Annotated in this window: 22 protein-coding genes; 15 read left to right on the top strand and 7 right to left on the bottom strand. The window is 62.5% G+C overall.

Translation table 11 applies throughout. The features are described from left to right. Positions 1-64 precede the first annotated feature (64 nt). Positions 65-1,027: a 4-hydroxybenzoate octaprenyltransferase gene (ubiA, locus tag ACR0JC_RS15995; RefSeq protein WP_170343054.1), complete on the bottom strand. Its 963-nt coding sequence runs from the start codon at positions 1,025-1,027 to the stop codon at positions 65-67. Positions 1,028-1,039: 12 nt separating this feature from the next. Between ubiA and ACR0JC_RS15990 the strand changes: the two genes are divergently transcribed. The 7 genes from ACR0JC_RS15990 to pheT all read left to right on the top strand — a co-directional run bounded on the left by ACR0JC_RS15990 (position 1,040) and on the right by pheT (position 9,383). Further along, on the top strand, positions 1,040-1,765 hold the full coding sequence (locus ACR0JC_RS15990) for a 16S rRNA (uracil(1498)-N(3))-methyltransferase (protein WP_170343052.1): 726 nt from the start codon (positions 1,040-1,042) through the stop codon (positions 1,763-1,765). Beyond that, entirely contained in the window at positions 1,765-2,613 is an 849-nt protein-coding gene (locus tag ACR0JC_RS15985; RefSeq protein ID WP_170343050.1) for a GNAT family N-acetyltransferase, read from the top strand. The genes ACR0JC_RS15990 and ACR0JC_RS15985 overlap by 1 nt, the downstream gene beginning before the upstream one ends. Beyond that, positions 2,610-3,137: a hypothetical protein gene (locus ACR0JC_RS15980; protein ID WP_170343048.1), complete on the top strand. Its 528-nt coding sequence runs from the start codon at positions 2,610-2,612 to the stop codon at positions 3,135-3,137. The genes ACR0JC_RS15985 and ACR0JC_RS15980 overlap by 4 nt, the downstream gene beginning before the upstream one ends. 77 nt (positions 3,138-3,214) lie before the next feature. Continuing rightward, the gene (locus tag ACR0JC_RS15975) at positions 3,215-4,585 is read left to right on the top strand and encodes a glutamate--cysteine ligase (protein ID WP_170343046.1); all 1,371 of its coding nucleotides are present in this window, start codon (positions 3,215-3,217) and stop codon (positions 4,583-4,585) included. A gap of 112 nt (positions 4,586-4,697) precedes the next feature. Then, positions 4,698-5,765, top strand: coding sequence for a Hint domain-containing protein (locus tag ACR0JC_RS15970; protein ID WP_170343044.1), 1,068 nt, complete (start codon positions 4,698-4,700; stop codon positions 5,763-5,765). Between the two features lie 73 nt (positions 5,766-5,838). Continuing rightward, the gene (pheS, locus tag ACR0JC_RS15965; protein ID WP_093963563.1) at positions 5,839-6,912 is read left to right on the top strand and encodes a phenylalanine--tRNA ligase subunit alpha; all 1,074 of its coding nucleotides are present in this window, start codon (positions 5,839-5,841) and stop codon (positions 6,910-6,912) included. Between the two features lie 74 nt (positions 6,913-6,986). Continuing rightward, positions 6,987-9,383, top strand: a complete 2,397-nt coding sequence (gene pheT, locus ACR0JC_RS15960) for a phenylalanine--tRNA ligase subunit beta (RefSeq protein WP_170343042.1) — start codon at positions 6,987-6,989, stop codon at positions 9,381-9,383. 46 nt (positions 9,384-9,429) lie between these two features. Here the strand turns inward: pheT and ACR0JC_RS15955 are convergent, their stop codons facing one another. After that, complete coding sequence (locus ACR0JC_RS15955) at positions 9,430-10,314, bottom strand: LysR family transcriptional regulator (protein ID WP_170343040.1); 885 nt, start codon at positions 10,312-10,314, stop codon at positions 9,430-9,432. An 84-nt stretch (positions 10,315-10,398) separates the two neighbouring features. Here ACR0JC_RS15955 and ACR0JC_RS15950 point away from each other — a divergent pair, with 84 nt between their 5' ends. Both ACR0JC_RS15950 and ACR0JC_RS15945 read left to right on the top strand, forming a co-directional pair. After that, the gene (locus tag ACR0JC_RS15950) at positions 10,399-11,031 is read left to right on the top strand and encodes a class I SAM-dependent methyltransferase (RefSeq protein ID WP_480763991.1); all 633 of its coding nucleotides are present in this window, start codon (positions 10,399-10,401) and stop codon (positions 11,029-11,031) included. A gap of 89 nt (positions 11,032-11,120) precedes the next feature. Then, positions 11,121-11,570 carry a YtoQ family protein gene (locus ACR0JC_RS15945; RefSeq protein ID WP_170343036.1) on the top strand — a complete coding sequence of 150 codons (450 nt, stop codon included), beginning with the start codon at positions 11,121-11,123 and terminating at the stop codon, positions 11,568-11,570. Between the two features lie 48 nt (positions 11,571-11,618). Here the strand turns inward: ACR0JC_RS15945 and ACR0JC_RS15940 are convergent, their stop codons facing one another. Then, entirely contained in the window at positions 11,619-12,317 is a 699-nt protein-coding gene (locus ACR0JC_RS15940; RefSeq protein WP_170343034.1) for a glutathione S-transferase family protein, read from the bottom strand. Positions 12,318-12,531: 214 nt separating this feature from the next. Between ACR0JC_RS15940 and ACR0JC_RS15935 the strand changes: the two genes are divergently transcribed. Continuing rightward, positions 12,532-13,338: a mechanosensitive ion channel family protein gene (locus tag ACR0JC_RS15935; protein WP_170343032.1), complete on the top strand. Its 807-nt coding sequence runs from the start codon at positions 12,532-12,534 to the stop codon at positions 13,336-13,338. 88 nt (positions 13,339-13,426) lie between these two features. On the opposite strand, the gene ald is transcribed toward ACR0JC_RS15935, so the two are convergent. Next, positions 13,427-14,545 carry an alanine dehydrogenase gene (gene ald / locus ACR0JC_RS15930; RefSeq protein WP_170343029.1) on the bottom strand — a complete coding sequence of 373 codons (1,119 nt, stop codon included), beginning with the start codon at positions 14,543-14,545 and terminating at the stop codon, positions 13,427-13,429. A 135-nt stretch (positions 14,546-14,680) separates the two neighbouring features. On the opposite strand from ald, the gene ACR0JC_RS15925 reads away from it, so the two are divergent. Beyond that, positions 14,681-15,139, top strand: coding sequence for an Lrp/AsnC family transcriptional regulator (locus tag ACR0JC_RS15925; RefSeq protein WP_093963556.1), 459 nt, complete (start codon positions 14,681-14,683; stop codon positions 15,137-15,139). Between the two features lie 150 nt (positions 15,140-15,289). Further along, positions 15,290-16,207: a polyphosphate kinase 2 gene (ppk2, locus tag ACR0JC_RS15920; protein ID WP_093963555.1), complete on the top strand. Its 918-nt coding sequence runs from the start codon at positions 15,290-15,292 to the stop codon at positions 16,205-16,207. A gap of 46 nt (positions 16,208-16,253) precedes the next feature. Here ppk2 and ACR0JC_RS15915 read toward each other — a convergent pair whose 3' ends face one another. Then, positions 16,254-17,330, bottom strand: a complete 1,077-nt coding sequence (locus ACR0JC_RS15915) for a CAP domain-containing protein (RefSeq protein WP_174822116.1) — start codon at positions 17,328-17,330, stop codon at positions 16,254-16,256. Positions 17,331-17,638: 308 nt separating this feature from the next. Next, entirely contained in the window at positions 17,639-17,845 is a 207-nt protein-coding gene (gene rpsU / locus ACR0JC_RS15910) for a 30S ribosomal protein S21 (protein ID WP_005614280.1), read from the bottom strand. A gap of 111 nt (positions 17,846-17,956) precedes the next feature. Here rpsU and ACR0JC_RS15905 point away from each other — a divergent pair, with 111 nt between their 5' ends. Further along, a complete protein-coding gene (locus ACR0JC_RS15905; RefSeq protein ID WP_170342311.1) occupies positions 17,957-18,649 on the top strand; it encodes a COQ9 family protein in 693 nt (230 codons plus the stop codon). Between the two features lie 64 nt (positions 18,650-18,713). Beyond that, on the top strand, positions 18,714-19,700 hold the full coding sequence (locus tag ACR0JC_RS15900) for an NAD(P)H-quinone oxidoreductase (RefSeq protein WP_170343024.1): 987 nt from the start codon (positions 18,714-18,716) through the stop codon (positions 19,698-19,700). Positions 19,701-19,733: 33 nt separating this feature from the next. Here ACR0JC_RS15900 and ACR0JC_RS15895 read toward each other — a convergent pair whose 3' ends face one another. After that, positions 19,734-20,591: a DUF2189 domain-containing protein gene (locus tag ACR0JC_RS15895; protein WP_170343022.1), complete on the bottom strand. Its 858-nt coding sequence runs from the start codon at positions 20,589-20,591 to the stop codon at positions 19,734-19,736. Between the two features lie 192 nt (positions 20,592-20,783). Here ACR0JC_RS15895 and ACR0JC_RS15890 point away from each other — a divergent pair, with 192 nt between their 5' ends. Next, complete coding sequence (locus ACR0JC_RS15890) at positions 20,784-21,767, top strand: quinone oxidoreductase family protein (RefSeq protein ID WP_170343020.1); 984 nt, start codon at positions 20,784-20,786, stop codon at positions 21,765-21,767. The last annotated feature ends 8 nt before the right edge of the window (positions 21,768-21,775 follow it).

The following is a 21,775-nucleotide window of genomic DNA, read 5'->3' as shown; positions in this document are numbered from 1 at the left end:
AGCGGTTTCTTATCTCCTCGGGCCATTGGGCGGGACTCTTACAGGCACCGGTACCGAGGTGCAATCAGAGGAGCAATGCGACGCAAAGGAAGATGAGCGGAATAAGGCCGGTGTCCCGATTGGCGCGAAACAGCTGCAGCAGTTTCGCGTTGTCTTCGATGTCCAGCCCGCGCAGTTGCCACGCCATGTGCCACCCCATTGCCCAAGGTCCACCGATGGCCACGACCAGCGCCAGCACGCTGGAATTGGGCAGCGCGGCCTCGACGATGGCCAGCCCCATCAGCGCCACGGTCGCCACAAGAAAATACTTCAGCCATTTCGCGGTGTCGGTCCCGAACAGACGCGCGGTGGACTTGATGCCGATCAGCTCGTCATCCTCGGCGTCCTGGTGGGCATAGATCGTGTCGTAGAACAGCGTCCAGGCGATGCCGGACAGGTACAGCAGGATCGCGGGCCATTCGACCGTGCCGCGATGCGCCGCCCAGGCCAGCAGGGCGCCCCAGTTGAAGGCCAGCCCCAGAAACACCTGCGGCCACCAGGTGAAGCGCTTGGCATAGGGATAGATCGTCACCGGCAGCAGCGACAGGGCGCCCATCGCGATGGCCGCCTGGTTGAAGGTCAGCAGGATCGCGAGCGCCAGAAGGCACTGGAGGCCCATCCAGATCACCGCCTGCCGCACGCTGACCTGCCCCGAGGGGATGGGCCGCGAGCGCGTACGGGCGACCTGCGCGTCGAACTTGCGGTCGGTGATGTCGTTCCAGGTGCAGCCCGCGCCGCGCATCAGAAAGGCCCCGGCCGCGCACCCCACGGCAATCCACAGATCGCCCCACCGCGGCTCACCGTCATGCAGGATCGCCAGCGCCAGGCCCCACCAGCACGGAATCAGCAGCAGCCACGTCCCGATCGGCCGGTCCGCGCGCGACAGCCGCAGATAGGGGCGGGCAAAGGCCGGGGCGCGGGTATCGACCCAGTTGCCGGTAACGGCGTCGGCGACCTGACCGTCTGGTGTTGGGGCATTGCCTTGCATATGTAGGGTCTCATGAGTGCGAAGATCAGGCTGTATGTAGATCACCCTTTGGGTGCGGGGCAATCGGTTCCTTTGACGCGCGAGCAGGCCCATTACCTGTTCGGCGTGATGCGTCTGGCCGTGGGCGGGCAGGTGGCCCTGTTCAACGGCCGCGATGGCGAGTGGCTGGCGCAGGTGGCCGAGGCGGGCAAGCGGGGCGGTACTCTGAGCTGTCTTGAACAGACCCGGCCACTGCAACTGCCGCCGGACCTTTGGCTGCTGTTTGCCCCGATCAAGAAGGCCCGGACCGATTTCATCGTCGAAAAGGCGGCCGAGATGGGGGCCGCCAAGATCATGCCGGTGCAGACTGCTTTCACCAATTCCGAACGCATCCGCCAGGACCGGCTGCAGGCCCATGCGGTCGAGGCGGCCGAGCAATGCGGCGGCACTTTCGTGCCCGAGGTCTGCGACCTGCAGCGGCTGGACAAGCTGTTGGACAACTGGCCCGACGGCCGCCAACTGATGTTCTGCGACGAGGCCGAGGCCGGGTCGGCCCTGCGCCTCGCCGCACAGGACAAGGGCCGACCGTGGGCCATCCTTATCGGCCCCGAGGGCGGGTTCTCCGATGCCGAGCGCCAGCGGTTGAAGGATCTGCCGTTCACGCATGTGGTCAGCCTGGGGCCGCGCATCTTGCGGGCCGACACGGCGGCGGTTGCCGCGATGACCCTGTGGCAGCAGGCGCTGGGGGACTGGTCCTGATGTGGCGGCTGGCGCAGCAACAGGACATTCCGGCGATTGAGCGGTTTCTTCTGGACCATGTGCAAAGCTCGATGTTCGCGCTGGCCAACCTGCGAGAGTTCGGCCTGAACGCACCCGCGCCGCGCGCGATGAGCATGTGGATGCTGGGCAACCCGCTGCGCGGCGTGTTCGGCATCACCAACGAAGGCATGATCCTGCCGCAGTGCCCGGATCTGCCCGAGGCCGGCCTGGCCGAGGCATCGGACCTGATCCGGGGCCGCACGGTCATAGGATTGGCGGGCGAGGCTACGCAAGCCCGCCGGTTTCTGCGACAGGCCGGATGGCAGGACCGCGCAGCGCATCTGAATCGGGATGAGCCCTCCTTTGCTCTGGACCTGCGCGACCTGATCGTTCCGCAAGCGGATGGCGCAAGGCTGGTGCCGCTGTCGGATGGCGACCGGAGCCTGTTGATCCGCTGGCGCGAGGCCTATCACCTGGAATCTTTGGGCACCGACCCGGGCATGGCCCGCGCGGCTGCGCAGAAGGACATCGACGGATATATTCAGCGCGACTCGCACCGGCTGCTGATGGTCGACGACCAGCCCGTCAGCATGACGGGCTTCAATGCCACGCTGCCCGAGATCGTCCAGATCGGCGGCGTGTTCACCCCGCCTGCGCTGCGTGGTCGGGCCTATGCCCGCACCGCCGTCGCCCTGCATCTGGCCGAGGCGCGGGCCGCCGGAGTGCGCAAGGCCGTTCTGTTCGCGGCTTCAAACGCCGCCGTGCGTGCTTATGTTGCTATTGGGTTTGCCCCTGCCGGGACCTTTTCACTGGTCCTGTTCAGCGATCAGATGGAGGCCGCGTCATGAGTTTCATCCGACCCGAAGCCAAACTGGCCCTGTGGCGCTGGCGCGAGGTGCTGGCCGCCGGGTTCGTTCTGATCCTTGGCCTCAGCTGGATCGGCGGCCCGGGCGGGTTGCTGGGCTGGCTGGGCTGGGTGCTTGTGCTGGTCTCGGTCGCGCTGGCCGTGATCGGCGTACAGCGCGCGCGGTTCCGGCTGGGCGCGGGCGGGCCGGGCGTGGTGTCGGTGGATGAGGGGCAGATCGCCTACCTGGGGCCGCTGGACGGCGGCATCGTCGCCACCCGCGAAATCGAGAGCCTGACTCTGGACCCTACCGCCAGCCCCGCGCATTGGGTGCTGCAGCAGCCCGGCCAGCCGCCGCTTCACATTCCCGTGAATGCCGAGGGTGCCGAGGCGCTGTTCGACGTGTTCTCGGCCCTGCCGGGGCTGCGGACCGAGCGGATGCTGTCGGAACTCAAGGGCGGGGCGTCGCATCCGGTGGTCATCTGGGAACGCCATCCCTCGCGCCCGGCACACATCCGGTTGAACTGACGGTGCATTGACACCGGGGGAGATTGCGACCACCACTGACCCCCACGACTCGACACTTCAGGATCGGAGCACGGTTCATGTCCATTCCTCAGTCCGGCGGCGGGCCGATCGAACGCCACGAACAACTGGCCGAATACCTGGCCGATGGCTGCAAACCCAAAAGCGAATGGCGCATCGGGACCGAGCACGAGAAATTCGGCTATTGCAAGGACACGCTGAAGCCGCTGCCCTATGAAGGCGAACGCTCGATCCTGGCGGTACTGCAGGGGCTGCGCGACGGGCATGGCTGGACCCCCGTGGAAGAGGCGGGCAAGCTGATCGGGCTGGAAAAGGACGGGGCCAACGTCTCACTGGAACCGGGCGGGCAGCTGGAGCTGTCAGGCGCGCCACTGGAGACCATCCACGAGACCTGCGACGAGGTGAACGCGCATCTGCGCGACGTGAAGGACATTGCCGACAAGATCGGCGTAGGCTTCATCGGGCTGGGCGCCGCGCCGATCTGGAAGCACGAGGACATGCCGCTGATGCCCAAGGGCCGGTATGTCCTGATGAACGACTACATGGAAAAGGTCGGCGACATGGGCCGCGCCATGATGCGCCGGACCTGCACGGTGCAGGTCAACATTGATTTCGGGTCCGAGGCGGACATGGTGCAGAAGCTGCGCGTGGCGCTGGCCCTGCAACCGGTGGCGACCGCGCTGTTTGCCAACTCGCCCTTCTTCGAGGGCAAGCCCAATGGCCACAAAAGCTGGCGCAGCTACATCTGGCGGCATCTGGATGACGCGCGCACCGGCATGCTGCCCTTCGTGTTCGAGGACGGCTTCGGGTTCGAGCGCTACGTGGAATATGCCTTGGATGTGCCGATGTACTTCGTCTATCGCGACGGCAAATATATCGATGCGCTGGGCATGTCGTTCCGCGATTTTCTGCAGGGCAAGCTGCCCGCGCTGCCGGGCGAGACGCCGACGCTTTCGGATTGGGCCGATCACCTGACCACCGCTTTCCCCGAGGCGCGGATCAAGAAATTCATGGAAATGCGCGGGGCCGACGGCGGCCCGTGGCGCCGTCTGTGCGCGCTGCCCGCCTTCTGGGTGGGGCTGACCTATGACCAGTCCGCGCTGGATGCCGCATGGGATCTGGTCAAAGGCTGGGACGCCGAAACCCGCGAGGGGCTGCGCGTCGCCGCGGCCCGGGACGGGCTGCAGGCGCAGGTCGGCGGCATCAACATGCACGATCTGGCGCGCGAGGTGGTGGCCATCGCCGATTCCGGCCTGAAGGCGCGGGCGCGGCCGGGTGCGGGTGGTCTCGTCCCGGACGAGACGCATTTCCTGAACGCGCTTAAGGAAAGCATCCAGTCCGGCAAGGTGCCGGCCGATGAACTGCTCGAGCATTATCACGGCGACTGGCAGGGCGATCTGACGCGGATCTACCCCGAATACAGCTACTGACCGCGACCTGTTGCAATTAGGGGCCTGTTAGCCACATTCCCGGATCGCGCCTTGTTCGGCGGCGGCGTTTGCGCGATACATTCGGGTCAGGTTTTCCGGTCGTGGTGCTTTCATGGCGCGTATCAGTGAGTTGCATTATTCCAATGCCTATGCCGCGAATTCGGGCGTGTCCGAATTCCTGGAGGTGTCCCTTCGCCCCGGCGAAGACCCGGCGGATTTCACCGTGTCCTTCTATCAGGCGAACGGGCAGGTCGGGATCGAGATCCCACTCAACGATCCCTCCGTTCAGGTCACCGTCGACCCCGACAACAACGAGATCGTCTATGTCATCTCGGCCGATGATTTCCCGATCTTCCTGACCGATCCGGATGGTGGCGGCCCAACCAATTACGAAGCCTATGCGCTGACCAACACCGCCACGGGTGAGGTAATAGATTTCTACGACATCGGTGGCGGCACGCAGAACATCGTCGCGGTCGATGGGTTGGCGGCCGGGGAAACCTCGGTCAACCTGCCGGTGCTGGTCGGGCCGAACCAGACCACGACGACCCTGCAGTTCAATCAACCCGATCCTGACACGCTGACCTATGGCCCCTTGTCGCCCGGGGATACCGGGGCCGCCTGTTTCACGGCCGGAACCCTGGTGGATACCCCCGAGGGGCCGCGCCGGATCGAGACGCTGCAGCCCGGCGATACGGTCCTGACCGTCGATGACGGCCCCTGCCGGGTGCGCTGGATCGGCGGCCGCACGGTGCGCGGCGTGGGTCGTTTCGCGCCGGTGCGCATCCGCGCGGGTGTTCTGGGCGCCAAGACAGACATTCTGGTCTCGCCCCAGCACCGCATTCTGGTCGGAGGCTGGCAAGCCCAGCTTCTGTTCGGCGAGGATGAGGTTCTGGTCCCCGCCAAATCGCTGGTCAACGGCAATACCGTCACCGTGCAGCCCTGTGACATTGTCCGCTATGTCCACCTGTTCTTCGACCGGCACCAGCTGGTCACCACTTCAGGTCTTGTGTCCGAGAGCTTCTTTCCGGGGCAGGAGGCGCTCTCGGGGCTGGAGCAGGAGGCCGCGCGCGAACTGTTTGCGCTGTTCCCCGAACTGCAGACCCTTCCGCAGGGCTATGGCCCCACGATCCGCCCGGTCCGGTGTGATCGACAGGCAGCGGTTCTGCGCGCGACCTGATCGCGCGGCCCGGCCCTCTTGCTTTCGCGCGCTGCTGTGATAGCAGGACAGCAACAGAATTCAGGGGACCGTCATGGACGATCTTAAGGCAAAATACCTGGGTCAGATCGCTGACGCAGGCGACGAAAGCACGCTGGAAGCGATCCGCGTGGCCGCGGTGGGCAAAAAGGGCGAAGTGGCGCTGAAGATGCGCGAACTGGGCAAGATGACGCCCGAGGAACGCCAGGTCGCCGGCCCCGCGCTGAACGCGCTGAAGGACGAGATCAATTCGGCGCTGGCCGCCAAGAAGGCCGCATTGGCCGATGCCGCGCTGGACGAACGTCTGCGGACCGAGTGGCTGGACGTGACCCTGCCCGCGCGCCCGCGCCGCCAAGGCTCGATCCACCCGGTCAGCCAGGCGACCGAGGAACTGACCGCGATCTTTGCCGAACTGGGCTTTTCCGTCGCCGAAGGTCCGCGGATCGAGACAGATTGGTACAATTTCGACGCGCTGAACATCCCCGGCCACCACCCCGCGCGGGCCGAGATGGACACGTTCTACATGCACCGCGCGCCGGGCGACAATCGCCCGCCGCATGTGCTGCGCACCCATACCTCGCCGGTTCAGATCCGCTCGATGGAAAAGCAGGGCGCGCCGATCCGCGTGATCTGTCCGGGCGGTGTCTATCGCGCCGACTATGACCAGACCCACACGCCGATGTTCCACCAGGTCGAAGGCCTGGCCATCGACAAGGACATCTCGATGGCGAACCTGAAATGGGTTCTGGAGGAATTCGTCAAGGCGTTCTTCGAGGTCGACGATGTCGAACTGCGCTTCCGCGCCTCGCATTTCCCGTTCACCGAACCCTCGGCCGAGGTCGATATCCGCTGTTCTTGGGAAGGCGGCCAGCTGAAGATCGGCGAGGGCGACGACTGGATGGAGATTCTGGGCAGCGGCATGGTCCACCCCAAGGTGATCGCCGCCGGCGGGATCGACCCCGAGGTCTATCAGGGCTTTGCCTTCGGCATCGGCATCGATCGTCTGGCGATGCTGAAATACGGCATCCCGGATCTGCGGGCGTTCTTTGACAGCGACCTGCGCTGGCTGCGGCACTATGGGTTTGCGGCGTTGGATATGCCGAACCTGCATGGTGGCTTGTCACGATGAAATAGCGTGGGGCTTGCCCTGCTGCCCAAGAGAATTCGGCGGGCTGGCCCGCCTTACCGGACAGGAAAACAGAAATGAAATTCACCCTCTCCTGGCTGAAAGACCACCTGGACACCGACGCCTCGGTTGATGAGATCGCCGAGGCGCTGACCGATCTCGGGCTCGAGGTCGAAGAGGTCATCAACCCGGCCGACAAGCTCAAGGATTTTACCCTTGGCTATGTGAAACATGCCGAGAAACACCCCGATGCAGACAAGCTGCGCGTCTGCAAAGTGGACACCGACGAGGGCGAGTTGCAGATCATCTGCGGCGCCCCCAACGCGCGCGAGGGCATCACCGTCGTGGTCTGCAAGCCGGGCATGTATATCCCCGGTCTGGATCTGACGATCAGCGTTGGCAAGATCCGCGGCGTCGAAAGCTTTGGCATGATGGCGTCCGAGCGCGAGCTGGAACTGTCGGACGAACATGACGGCATCATCGAGCTGCCCTCGGGCGAGGTGGGCCAGCGGTTCGTCGACTGGCTGGCCGAGAACGACCCCGCCAAGATCGACCCGGTGATCGAGATCGCCATCACCCCCAACCGCCCCGATGCGTTGGGCGTTGCAGGGATCGCACGCGATCTGGCGGCGCGGGGTCTGGGCACGCTGAAGCCGCGTGACTATGCCCCGGTGCCGGGGGATTTCGAAAGCCCGATCAAGGTGACGATCGACGACGACACGCTGGATGGCTGTCCGCATTTCACCGGCCGCCTGATCCGCGGCGTCAAGAACGGCCCCAGCCCGCAATGGCTGCAGGATCAGCTGAAGGCAATCGGTCTGCGTCCGATTTCGGCCTTGGTGGACATCACCAACTACATGACCTTCGACAGCAATCGCCCGCTGCACGTCTTTGACGCCGACAAGGTCAAGGGCAACCTGCGGGTGCACCGCGCCAAGGGCGGCGAGAAGCTGGTGGCGCTGGACGAAAAGGAATACACTCTGCAGCCCGGCATGATGGTGATTTCCGACGACAACGGCCCGGAATCGATCGCCGGCATCATGGGCGGGCAAGAGACCGGCTGTACCGAAGACACGGTGAACGTGTTCCTGGAAAGCGCCTTCTGGGACCACGTTCAGATCGCGCTGGCGGGCCGCGCGCTCAAGATCAACTCGGACGCGCGCTACCGGTTCGAACGCGGGGTCGATCCGGCATACACGCTGGAAGGGCTGGAGCACGCGACCCAGATGATTTTGGATATCTGCGGCGGCGAGGTTTCGAAGGCGGTTGAGGCCGGCAAGGCGCCGGACCATTCGCGCGCCTACCGGCTGGATGCGGCGCGGGTGCAATCGCTGGTGGGCATGGACATCCCCGAAAGCGAGCAGCGGCAGACCCTGACCCGGCTGGGCTTCCGGCTGGAGGGCGACATGGCCCATGTGCCCAGCTGGCGCCCCGACATCCAGGGCGAGGCCGATCTGGTCGAAGAGGTCGCCCGCATCGCATCGCTGACCAAGCTGCAGGGCAAGCCGCTGCCGCGTGTCACGGATGGTATTCCCAAGCCGGTCATGACTCCGGCCCAGCGGCGTCAGTCGATGGCGCGGCGCACCTGCGCGGCGCTGGGGTACAATGAATGCGTCAGCTATACCTTCATCGATCAGGCCTCGGCCGCGCTGTTCGGTGGCGGCGATGACGCGACGATGCTGGAAAACCCGATCTCGTCCGAGATGAGCCACATGCGCCCCGACCTGCTGCCCGGCCTGTTGCAGGCCGCGGCGCGCAACCAGGCGCGCGGCTTTGCCGATCTGGCCCTGTTCGAGGTCGGCCCGGTCTTTCATGACGGGGAACCCGGCGAGCAACGCACCCAGATCGCAGGTCTTCTGGTCGGGCGGACCGGACCCAAGGATGTGCATGGCGCCGCCCGCGCGGTCGACGTGTTTGACGCCAAGGCCGATGCCGAGGCCGTGCTGACCGCCATCGGGGCCCCCGCCAAGGTGCAGATCCTGCGCGACGGCGATGCCTGGTGGCATCCGGGCCGTCACGGCAAGATCTGCCTGGGCCCCAAAAAGGTGCTGGGCGTGTTCGGTGAACTGCATCCGCGCGTGCTGCAGCAGTTGGACATCAAGGGCCCGGCCGTGGCCTTCACCATCTGGCCGGACGAGGTGCCGCTGCCGCGCAAATCCGGCACCACCCGCTCGGCGCTGGAACTGCGCGACCTGCAGGCGGTCGAGCGTGACTTTGCCTTTGTCGTCGATGCCGATGTCGAGGCGCTGACGCTGGTGAATGCCGCCGCCGGCGCCGACAAGGCGCTGATCGAAGAGGTGCGCGTGTTCGATGAGTTCATCGGCGGCAGCCTGGGCGAGGGCAAGAAATCTCTGGCCATTACCGTCCGGCTTCAGCCGACCGACAGCACGCTGAAGGAAAAAGACATCGAGGCGGTGGCGGAAAAGATCATCGCCAAGGTCACCAAGGCCACCGGCGGCGTTCTGCGCGGTTGAAGCGGCTCTAACCCGAAGAGACACGCGCGCCGATGGTGCGCGTGTTTCAGTTTGCGAAGAAATCCGCCAGCAAGTCAAAGACCAGCCGGATGCGGCGGCTGGTATGCAGTTCGCGATGGGTGGTCAGCCAGATTGGGAACCGCAACGGCTCCATGTCGGGAAGGACGCGCTCCATTCCCGGTGTGGCATCGCCCACCGGCTCGGACATGGGCGCGATGCCAAAGCCCTGCCGGGCAAACTCCCACGAGACGATGCCGTTCTGCGACCCCAGGCGGAAGTTTTCTTCGGTCAGGCGCAGGCCGATCGGTTCGAAATAGGCGATCATCTGCGCGGTGTCGCCGAAACTGATGAACTCGTGCCGGGACAGGTCCGACAGGGACTTGGGGCGTCCAGCGCGGTTCAGGTAGGCGGTGGCGGCATAGAAATGCCCGTCAGCCTCCTGCACCAGTTTTGCGATCAGGTCGGGCTGGTCGGGGCGGACATGGCGGATGGCGATATCCGCCTCGCGCCGCATCAGATCGCGAATGTCGTTCGCGGCGATCACGTCGATCCGCAGTTTCGGAGCCTGCGCGCGGATCTCGCGCAGCAGATCCGGCAGGATATAGGCCGACATCACGTCGCTTGCGGTGATCCGCACCTGCCCCTCGATCGACTGCGCCTGACCGGACGCGGCCAGCGCAATGCGATCTGCGGCGGCGCCCATGGTCCGGGTGTGCTCCAACAGCTCGATCCCGGCGGTGGTGATCTGAAGTGACCGTCCGATCCGTTCGAACAGCATCACGCCCAGATCGGATTCAAGCGCGGCGATCTGGCGGCTGAGGGTCGGTTGTGTCTGGTCCAACCGTCGTGCCGCCGCCGAAAGCGAGCCGGTCTCGGCCGTGGCCAGAAAGGCGCGGATATGGTTCCAGTCGAATTTGCGCGGATCATCCATGCAAGAATGTATAAGGATTCTGCGAATTTCGGCAATTCACCTTTGAAACGCGTATCACTAGCTTGCGCTCAAAGGAGAGCCGACATGACCGCCACAGCCAAATTCTGGGACGGAATCGCCGAGAAATACGCGAAATCCCCGATCCGGGACATGGAGTCCTATGAGCACACGTTGCTACGCACGGTGTCCTATCTGAAGCCGACCGATCAGGTGCTGGAACTGGGCTGCGGAACCGGGCGCACCGCGTTGCGGCTATCCGGCCATGCGGATACGATCACGGCGAGCGATGTCTCTCCGGGCATGTTGGCCGTGGGCCGCAGGCTGGCGCAAGAGGAGCAGATCGAAAACGTCGTCTTTGTCGAGGCCGACGCCAACCGCCCCCCGAATTGGGCCTATGATGTGGTGATGGCGTTCAATCTGCTGCACCTGATCCGGGATCTGGAGGCGACGCTGTCCGGGGTTCATGAGGTGTTGAAACCCGGCGGTCTGTTCATTTCAAAAACGCCCTGTCTTGCCCAGGGTGGATTGGGGTTCAAGTTCGGCTTGCTGAAGCTGCTGCTGCCGATCATGCAGCTTTTGGGCAAGGCGCCATTCGTCAGCCAGTTCGACATCAAAACGCTGGAAACAACAATTGAAAAGGCCGGGTTCGAGATCATCGAAAGCGGGAACTTCCCGGCGAAACCGCCCTCGCGCTATCTGGTGGCTCGCAAGTTGTAACGCCAGCGCAGCATCGGCAGGCAACTTCCGCATTGGGCTTTGCGGGTTTGGACAGTAAACAGGGCCAGAAGCAAAATGCGGAGGCTGCAATGGGTTTGAATGTCTACCTGTCGGGCGAGATCCACACGGATTGGCGCGAACAGATCATCGAAGGCGCGCAGGGGCTGGATGTCACGTTCAACGGCCCGGTGACCGATCATGCGGCCAGCGACGATTGCGGGGTCGCCATTCTGGGGGCCGAGCCGAACAAATACTGGCACGACCACAAAGGCGCGATGGTCAACGCGATCCGTACCCGCAAGGGGATCGCCGATGCCGACGTCGTCGTGGTGCGGTTCGGCGACAAGTACAAGCAGTGGAACGCGGCCTTTGACGCGGGCTATGCTGCGGCCCTGGGCAAGTCGGTCATCGTGTTGCACGGCCCCGACCATCAACATGCGCTGAAAGAGGTCGATGCCGCCGCGTTGGCGGTGGCCGAGGAGCCCCGTCAGGTGGTCGAGATTCTACGCTATGTGCTGACCGGGAAACTGCCTGGTTGATGGCACGGAATGCCGACGCCGCTTGCAAGGCGGCGACGGCGTGATCCCTTACCCGCGCGGAGGCGTGACCAGACCCTTTTGAACCGCGGGCCGGTCCAGGAACCGGTTCAGATAGGCGATGGTGTTGCGATGATCGTCCCAGCCGACCAATTCTTTGGCGCCGTAGAAATCAAGGCCGCGCAGCCACGGGGCCAAAGCGATATCGGCAATTGAGTACTCACCGGCGATCCAGTCCTGCCCGTGCAACTGGGTCTCGATGACATTCAGCAGCCGTTTGGCCTCGTTGATATACCGCTCGCGCGGGCGCGGGTCTTCGATCGCGCTGCCGGCGAACTTGTGGAAGTAACCCAGTTGCCCGAACATCGGGCCCACGCCGCCCATCTGAAACATCAGCCATTGCGTGATCCGATACTTGTCGGCCGTGTTCTGGCCGAGGAACTTGCCGGTTTTCTCGGCCAGGTACAGCAGGATCGCACCACTTTCGAACAGCGCCAAGGGCTGTCCGTCCGGGCCGTCAGGATCGATGATCGCCGGAATCTTGTTGTTTGGGTTCAGCGAAAGAAACTCGGGGCTTTTGACGTCGGCGTCTGACAGGGTGACCCTGTGCGCCTCGTAAGGCAGGCCGGTTTCTTCGAGCATGATGGACACCTTCACGCCGTTCGGCGTCGGGAAGGAATAGAGTTGGATCTGCTCTGGCGAATGCGGGGGCCATTTGGTCATGATCGGGAAGGTGGCGGTGTCCAGCATGGCAAGCTCCTTGTTCGGGTACTATTGCAAGCTAGGCTTTCGGGGGCGAATTGTTAGATGGCGGTCTGTGCAATCCCGGGCAGCGACTGTTTGCTGAAGCACAGCGGGGAAATCCGGGACATTTCAAACCTAGACCTGTGCGGTTTTATCGCCCAATGTTGCGGAAACCCCGCGCAAAAGTCGCGGGTTTGTTGCTGTTGGAAAGGAGACGCCCGTGGATGAGGTCGTGACGCAGGTAGGGGCATTTGCCCCATTGATCATGAGCGCGGTCAAAGCCCTGATCGTTCTTGTTGTCGGCTGGATAGCCGCTGGCATGATCGCAGGGATCGTTCGCCGCCGAATTAATTCGACCCCGCAAATCGATCCGACTTTGGGGAATTTCGTTGCCAGCACGGTCAAATGGGTGATCCTGGCCATTGTTCTGGTTGCTGTGCTTGGCATCTTCGGGATCGAAGCGACGAGTATCGTTGCCATTCTGGGTGCCGCTTCGCTGGCCATCGGCCTTGCGCTGCAGGGCACGCTCAGCGATCTAGCCGCAGGTGTGATGCTGGTGGTCTTCCGGCCATACAAGCTGGGTCAATTCGTGGATATCGGTGGGACAGCTGGCACGGTGAAGGACCTGAACCTGTTCACGACCGAACTGGTCACGCCCGACAATGTGCAGATCATCGTTCCCAACGGTCAGGCCTGGGGGTCGATCATCACCAACTACTCGGCCCACGACACGCGGCGTGTCGATCTGGTGTTCGGGATCGACTATGGCGACAGTGCGGATGCGGCCATGAAGATCATTCTGGATGTGGCCAAGTCGGACAAGCGCATACACTCGGACCCCGAGCCCTGGGTGCGTGTGACCAACTTGGGAGACAGCTCGGTAGATCTGACCGCGCGGTTGTGGTGCGCGGCCGCCGACTATTGGGACGTCAAGTTTGATCTGACCAAGGCCGTCAAGGAGGCCTTTGACAGCAAGGGCATTTCGATCCCCTACCCGCACTCGGTGGAAATCCACAAAGAAGGCTGAATGCTCCCGCCCGTCCGTCGGGCATTGGAAATGCCCTTCTCCGGTTGGGCCAAGCGCCGCGCAGACGCGCGGCGCTGTTGCGTTTCGATTAGGCCTTGACGACCATTGCGGGCGAGACCACGTCGATCCCCAGTGCCTTGCCTACGGCATAGTAGGTCAACTGGCCGGCGTGCACGTTGAGGCCCGCCAGAAGGTGGGGATCGTCCTGACACGCCTGCTTCCAGCCCTTGTCGGCCAGCGCCAGCATGAACGGCATCGTTGCGTTCCCCAGCGCGATGGTCGAGGTCCGTGCCACCGCACCCGGCATATTGGCCACGCAGTAGTGCATGATGCCATCGACCTCATAGATCGGATCGGCGTGCGTCGTTGCCTTGGAGGTTTCGAAACAGCCGCCCTGGTCGATAGCTACGTCGACAAGCACAGCGCCCGGCTTCATGGTCGACAATTGCTCGCGGGTGATCAGTTTCGGGGCGGCCGCGCCTGGGATCAGAACGGCCCCGATCACCATATCAGCCGACTGGATCAGCTCGGCCGTGGCACCCGCGGTCGAGTACTGGTTCTTGAACCGGCCACCGAAGACGTCGTCCAGATAGCGAAGGCGCGGCAGCGAACGGTCCAGAACGGTCACATCAGCGCCCATGCCAGCCGCCACCTGAGCCGCATGCGTGCCAACGACGCCGCCACCGACCACGACAACCTTGGCCGGGCCAACACCAGGGACGCCGCCCATCAGAACGCCGCGCCCGCCATTGGCCTTTTGCAGGGTCCACGAACCCACTTGCGGGGCCAGACGCCCCGCGACTTCGGACATCGGGGCAAGCAGCGGCAGACCACCGTTGGAATCCGTCACCGTTTCATAGGCGATCGCCGTGCAGCCCGAGGCCAGCAGATCGTGGGTTTGCTCCGGGTCGGGCGCCAGGTGCAGGTAGGTGAACAGCAGCTGGCCTTCGCGCAGCATCTTGCGCTCGACCGCTTGCGGTTCCTTGACCTTGACGATCATGTCGGCGGTCGCGAACACCTCTTCCGCGGTGTCCACGATGCGCGCGCCTGCGGCGACATAGGCGTCGTTGTCAAAGCCTGAACCCAACCCGGCGCCGGTTTCGATGATGACCTCGTGACCACGGGCAACCGCTTCCTGCGCGGCGTTCGGGGTCATGCCGACGCGGAATTCCTGCGGTTTGATTTCTTTTGGGCAACCGATTTTCATGGGGCTCTCCATTCATAAACTGCACAAATTATGTGCAGAAAGCCGCGCAATTTCTGTGAAACTCGGTGCGCAACTGCGCTAATATGTGGGAAATTTTTCGATGAAATGAGAAAATCTTGCAACGGATGTGCGTGAATGTCACTTGATGCGACTGACCGAAAGATTCTGGCGGCCCTTCAGCGCAAGGGGCGCATGTCGAACGCGGAACTGTCCGAGCAGGTCAACCTGTCGCCGTCGGCCTGCCATCGCCGGGTCCAGCGGCTTGAGGCGGAAGGCTATATCCGGGACTATGTCGCGCTGTTGAATGCGCGCAAACTGGGGGTGCCGACAACCGTATTCGTCGAGATCACCTTGCAGGGTCAGGCCGAGGAGGTGCTGGAGGCATTCGAGCGGGCGGTCCGGCGTATTCCGGACGTTCTGGAATGCCACCTGATGGCCGGGTCGGCCGATTATGTCCTGAAGGTGGTTGCCGAAAACACCGAGGATTTTGCGCGCATCCACCGCCAGTATCTGTCGCGCCTGCCCGGAGTTGCGCAAATGCAAAGCTCGTTCGCCCTGCGGACCGTTTTCAAGACGACCGCACTGCCGGTCTGATCCTGGTGCTGCAGTCTTACCGATGCGGTTGTATCTGCCGTTGAGCCGGTTCAATATTGGCCTTCGGGGCGGGAAACAGGTCGTCATGACATTGGCCGGTTACACGTACCCGATATGGTCCGAGACTGTTGAGAGATAAGGAGCAGGCCCTTGGCTGAAGAATATGAGAACACAGTCGACGATTGGCTGGAAGCCGAGTTGCAGGACACACTGGACGAGGATTTTGAGATCGAGTTCAGTGAACCCATGCTGTCGATGGAGGTCCGCAAGATCTATCGCGAACAGCATCCTGAAATGCTGGATCGCAAGGTCTATTTCCGCAACCTGTTGCGCCTGCAGGCCGAGCTGATCAAGGTTCAGGACTGGGTGCAGCATACCGGCGCCAAGGTTTGCATCCTGTTCGAAGGGCGCGACAGCGCTGGAAAGGGCGGGGTAATCAAGCGGATCACCCAACGGCTGGACCCGCGGGTTGCACGTGTCGTTGCTTTGCCTGCCCCCAGCCGGCGCGAGCAGAGCCAGTGGTATTTTCAACGCTATGTGCCGCATTTGCCGGCGGCGGGTGAGATCGTTCTGTTCGACCGGTCGTGGTACAACCGGGCGGGCGTCGAACGGGTGATGGGCTTCGCCACCGAGGCCCAGGTCGAGCAGTTCTTTCAGGACGTTCCCGAATTCGAGCGCATGTTGGTTCGGTCGGGGATCATCTTGCTGAAATACTGGTTCTCGATCACGGACGAAGAACAGCAGCTGCGCTTTCTGATGCGAATCCACGATCCGATGAAGCAGTGGAAACTGTCACCGATGGACCTGGAATCTCGGATCCGCTGGGAAGACTATACCAAGGCCAAGGAAGACATGCTGTTCCGAACCAACATTCCCGAGGCCCCCTGGTACATTGTCGAAGGCAACGACAAAAAGCGGGAAAGGTTGAACTGCATGGAGCATATTCTGACCAAGATTCCGTACGAAGAGGTGCCCCACGAAAAGGTCACTCTGCCGGATCGGAAATACAATCCCGAATATGAACGGCGGGTTCTGCCGGACGAATTGTACGTGCCCAAGATTTATTGAACGAAAGTGCCCCAGAATCGGAGCACTTTTTTCGGCCGCAACTGCCTTAGAAGATGAATGAGTCGCGGTCGAGATCAGCCAGCAAGGTATCCTCGAGGATCACCATGTGGCCTTTGCCATCGTCGATCACCACATCGTTGCCTGACTGAGAGATATGGTTGTTCATCAGATCCTTATAGCTCTTGATGGCGGCGCTGCTGCGCAGGACAACCTGGTCGCCGTCTTCGAAATCGGTAACGCGGTTGACACCGTTGCTGAAGAAAAAGTCATCTGCGCCGGCGCCGCCGGTCATGATGTTGGTTCCGCTGCCGCCACGTAGAACGTCGTCACCTGTGCCACCCGACATCGTATCGTCGCCGGCCTGACCTTTTAGGATATCGCGATCATCGCCGCCTTCCAGAGTATCATTGCCCTGTCCGCCGAACAGTCGGTCACGGCCGCCTTCGCCGCGCAGCGTGTCATCCCCGGACCGCCCCAGAAGGGTATCTCGACCACTTTGTCCGGTCAGAGTGTCATCGCCGCCGCGCCCGTCCAGTCGCCCGGCTTTCCCGACTTCCAGGGTAAACCAGTTGTCTTCGGCATTCCCTTTCTTTCCGGGTTTGACAAAAATCTCCACCGGACCGGTGGGCGTTGGGGCCGGGGCGGGGGATGGCAACGGAGTTCCTCCTCCGCCGGAACCGCCGGTATCCAGTTGGACCGCGGCCGAAGTCCGCGCGAAGTTCTGCGTGACCATGATGGCGTCGTAATTCACGCCGTTGTGCAGGTATTTCCCGGTCTCAATCCCGATCCCGATCACGGTCACGTTCGGATCGAGTATGTTGGCCTTGTGGCCGGGGCTGTTCATTAGGCTGTCGTGCAGGTTCTGGACGTCATCGGCCAGACCTGGGGCACCACGGACACTTTGCCATGCTATGTTTTCGGTCGCACGCCAGCTGCCTGAAAACACAAAGCCGGCGTCTTCCATCCGATCCCACGGCTGGGACGTGCCGACACCCGTGTGGCTGAACTTGTCTACGTCCAGCATCCATTGGCTGTGATCCTCAGCGGCGTCGTTCAGCCTCAGTTCCAGCTGGACGGGCTGAAGGCCTCGGCTGGCGCGCTCGGCATTTATGAGCTCCAGCATTTGCCTTTCAAGTGAACTTGCGACTGACACGATTCTGCCTCCATTGGATTGCGTTATTTTGAGGCGACATTAGTGGCGAGAATTTGGCGTAGAAAAGTCACAAATCTGCCGGGTGGAATCGGACGGCGAATTGCCACCAAAACTTGCTGATTCATGTGCGGCAACTTGCTGAGTGATGCCAGACGGCGTCAGTTTCCGGGCTTGGATTTGCAGGCACACCGGGGATTTGTTCCCCAGAAACGACAAACCCCCGGGCGATGCCTCGGGGGTCGTCAAATAGTGTCATCCAAAGCTGGACGAGGAAGATCTTAGAGCAGACCTTCGCGCTGGGCTTTCTTGCGTGCCAGTTTACGGGCACGGCGGATCGCTTCAGCTTTCTCGCGCGCTTTTTTCTCGGACGGTTTCTCGAAATGTTGCTTCAGCTTCATTTCACGGAACACGCCTTCGCGCTGCAGCTTTTTCTTCAGGGCACGAAGCGCCTGATCGACATTGTTGTCGCGAACACTAACCTGCATGTGGTTGTCACCACCTTTCTAGATAGAGTTGCAAGGAAATTGCAGGAGTTGGCCGTATAGCAAAGCGGACCTAACTTGTCTAGTACTGGGCACAACAGTCGGAGGACCGCCATGACCGTGACCTATGAAGATGCAAAACAGCAATTGCTGGACGCAATTCTGACCCATGTTCCTTTTGATGGTTGGTCCGAAGAGAGCTTTCGCGCGGCCATTGCCGACTGCGATCTGGACGAAGGTCTGGCCCGTGTCATCTGCCCGCGGGGCGCCGTGGATCTGGCGCTCGCATTTCACGCCCGCGGGGACGCCGAGATGCTTGAACGGCTGAAGTCCGAGGACCTGAGCGATCTGAAGTTCCGCGACAGGATTGCCGCCGCAGTGCGCTTCCGCCTGCAGGCTGTCCCCGACAGGGAGGCGGTGCGCCGAGGCGTGACTTTGTTTTCGTTGCCGTCATATGCAGCAGATGGCGCCAAAGCGGTCTGGGGCACCTGTGACCTGATCTGGGATGCGCTGGGCGACACTTCGGATGATGTCAACTGGTACACCAAACGCGCAACACTGTCGGGTGTGTATTCCTCGACCCTCTTGTTCTGGTTGGGCGATGACAGCCCGGACCACCAGCGGACCTGGGAATTCCTGGATCGCCGCATTGCGGATGTGATGCAGTTCGAGAAGCTCAAGGCGCAGGTGAACAACAATCCGCTGTTCAAACCGTTCCTTGCGGTTCCCAACTGGCTGGCAAGTCAGGTTCGGGCGCCAGTCAGGATGCGGGCCGATCTGCCGGGTCTTCTGAACCCGCGCAAGTAACCGCCTCTTGCTGCTGGGCCTTTCCCGATTCGCCTGATACCCATTGCGCAAAGGAGTTTTGCCAATGCCCCAGATGATGCGCGCCATTGAGATCACCACGCCCGGAGGTCCGGACGTTCTCAAGCTGACGGAACGCCCCATGCCCGAGCCGGGTCATGGTCAGGTGGTTTTGAAAGTGGCCTATGCCGGCGTCAATCGCCCAGACGCTCTGCAGCGGGCCGGGGCCTATGATCCGCCGCCGGGGGCCAGCGACCTTCCCGGGCTCGAGGCTTCGGGCGAGGTGGTGGCCATCGGGTCCGGCGTCTCGGGGTTGGCATTGGGGGATCAGGTCTGTGCGTTGTTGCCTGGCGGCGGGTATGCAGAATACGTGGTAACACCGGCGGCACATTGCCTGCCTGTGCCCTCGGGCCTGAGCCTGAAACAGGCCGCCTGCCTGCCCGAAACCTTCTTTACGGTCTGGTCAAACGTGTTCACTCGTGGCGGGCTGAAGGCTGGCGAACGGTTTCTTGTACACGGGGGATCGAGCGGGATCGGCACCACGGCAATTCAGCTGGCCAACGCTTTCGGAGCCCGGGTCTTCGTGACGGCCGGTTCGGACGAGAAATGCCAGGCCTGTCTGGACCTGGGGGCCGAGAGGGCGATCAACTACAAGTCCGAGGATTTTGTTGCTGCCATGCGGGCCGAAGGTGGGGCGGATCTGATTCTCGACATGGTTGGCGGCGATTACATCCCTCGCAACGTCAAGGCGTTGGCCGAAGATGGCAGGCTGGTTCAGATCGCGTTTCTGCAAGGGCCCGTCGTTGAGTTGAACTTTGCGCTGATGATGGTCAAACGCCTGACCCTGACCGGCAGCACGCTACGGCCACAGAGCGATTTGGCCAAAGCACGCATCGCGCAGGATCTGCATGAGGCGGTCTGGCCGCTGCTTGAGGCTGGAAAAGTTGCCCCGGTCATGGACAGCGAATTCGATCTGGCCGATGCCGCCGCTGCACATGCCCGCATGGAAAGCTCCGGCCACATTGGCAAGATCGTCTTGAAAGTATCAGGCTAGGCATGTCGGTGCGGGGGTTGCCCCGCGCTTTGCTCAGGCGATGGCGCGTCTGTACAGGTGCCATGTCGCGTGCCCCAAGACAGGCATTGCGACGATCAGGCCCAAAAGCAGCGGGATCGCACCAAGAACCAGCAGCGCGGCGACGATGAAACCCCAGGTCAGGATCACGGTCGGATTGTGCCGCAGGACCCGGACCGAGGTGACCACGGCCACGGGCAGGCCGACCTTGCGGTCAAGCAGCAACGGGAAGCTGACAACGCTGACGGCCAAGGCCACCAGAGCAAACAGAAACCCAACCGCCGATCCGACGATGATCATGGTCCAGCCGGGGCCGGTGGTCAGAGCCCGTGTCAGAAATTGGCCCAGCGTCTCTGGCGGCTGCGGACCCAGTGTTTCGATATAGATGCCGTGTGCCACCATCAGCCAGACCAGCAACAGCATGACAAGGTAAAAGGCCAGTGCCAGTATGGCGCCGAACGAGGGGGATCGAAAAACACCCAACGCGTCCAGCCAGTGAACCTCGTGCCCCTGTTCCCGCTTGCGGCTGATCTCATACAAGCCCAGTGCAGCGACCGGACCGATCAGCGCAAACCCGGCCACCAGAGGAGCCAGAAGTGGCACCATGTTGGCTTGCATCGCGAATCCGAACATCAAAAGCCCCGCGATCGGGTAGATCAGAACGATGAAAATGGCATCGGCCCGGATCGCCAGAAAGTCTTCGTATCCGGCGCGCAGGCACTCTCGCAAGTCTTGCAACGTCAGCGTTTGTACCGTCGGCAGATGCTGGGTGTCAGCGCTGCCGATGCCCGTTACGTTTTCAGCGATGTGATCGCTGGTCGCGCCGAGTTGCTGCGCGGTCCAACTGATCGGGTTTCCGATTGTCTTTGCCATTGTCATCCCTTTCCTTGGCGCAGGTGCGCCGCAGGATGCATCCGGCGAAAAGTTGCCCGTGGCCGGATGACCCGGCAACGCCTGACCCTAGTGTACCACAGTTTTTTCCAATCCTGGTTCACCCTTGCGAGATCGCCGGATTGCCCTGCGGCGCCGAAGTGATAGCTTGGATCCAGGCAAAAGGAGGTCAGCATGCTGAAAACGGCGCGTACCGTAGTCATTCACGAAACCGGCGGCCCCGAGGTGCTGAAGATCGAGGATAGACCGTTGGGTGACCCGGGACCGGGTGAAGTTCGGATCCGCCATCACGCCTGCGGTCTGAATTTTATTGATGTCTACCAGCGGACCGGTCTGTATCCGATGGAACTGCCGCACGCGCTGGGAATGGAAGCCGCCGGGGTGATCGAGGCGGTCGGCGAAGGCGTGACGCATCTGAAACCGGGCCAGCGGGCGGCCTATGCAGCGGTGCCGGCCGGTGCCTATTGCGAAGCGCGGGTGATGCCCGCGTCGCAGGTGTGCCCCTTGCCCGGCGGAATCTCATTCGAGACCGCGGCGGCCATGATGCTCAAGGGCTTGACGGTTGAATACTTGTTTCACCGCACCACGCCGCTGAAACGTGGTGATACGGTTCTGTTCCATGCCGCCGCCGGGGGTGTCGGCCTGATCGCGTGCCAGTGGGCCAAATCCGAAGGCATCAAGCTGATCGGCACGGCCGGGACCGATGACAAGTGCCGTCTGGCCCAGTTCAACGGCGCCACACACTGCATCAACTACCGGACCGAGGATTTTGCGTCCCGCGTGGCCGAGATTACCGGCGGCAAAGGGGTCGATGCGGTCATGGACTCTGTCGGTGCCGATACGTTCGAAGGCTCGCTGGACTGCCTCAAGCCATTGGGGATGATGATTTCCTTCGGCAATGCGTCTGGACCCGTGCCACCGTTCAACATCGGCATTCTTGGGCAGAAAGGGTCGTTGAAGATCACCCGGCCGACGCTGTTCACCCATATCGCGGACCATTCCGTGTGTCAGGCCATGGCCCGGCGGCTGTTCGGCAAGGTGGCCGGCGCCGAGGTCAAGATTCACATCGATCAACGCTTCGAACTGGATCAGGTTGCCGAGGCGCACCGCGCACTGGAGGCGCGGCAGACAACCGGAAGCACGATCCTTGTGCCATGAAAAAGGCC

The sequence above is a fragment of the Ruegeria sp. CH5 genome (genome assembly GCF_056537025.1).
This window is presented reverse-complemented; position numbering and strand designations above follow the sequence as displayed.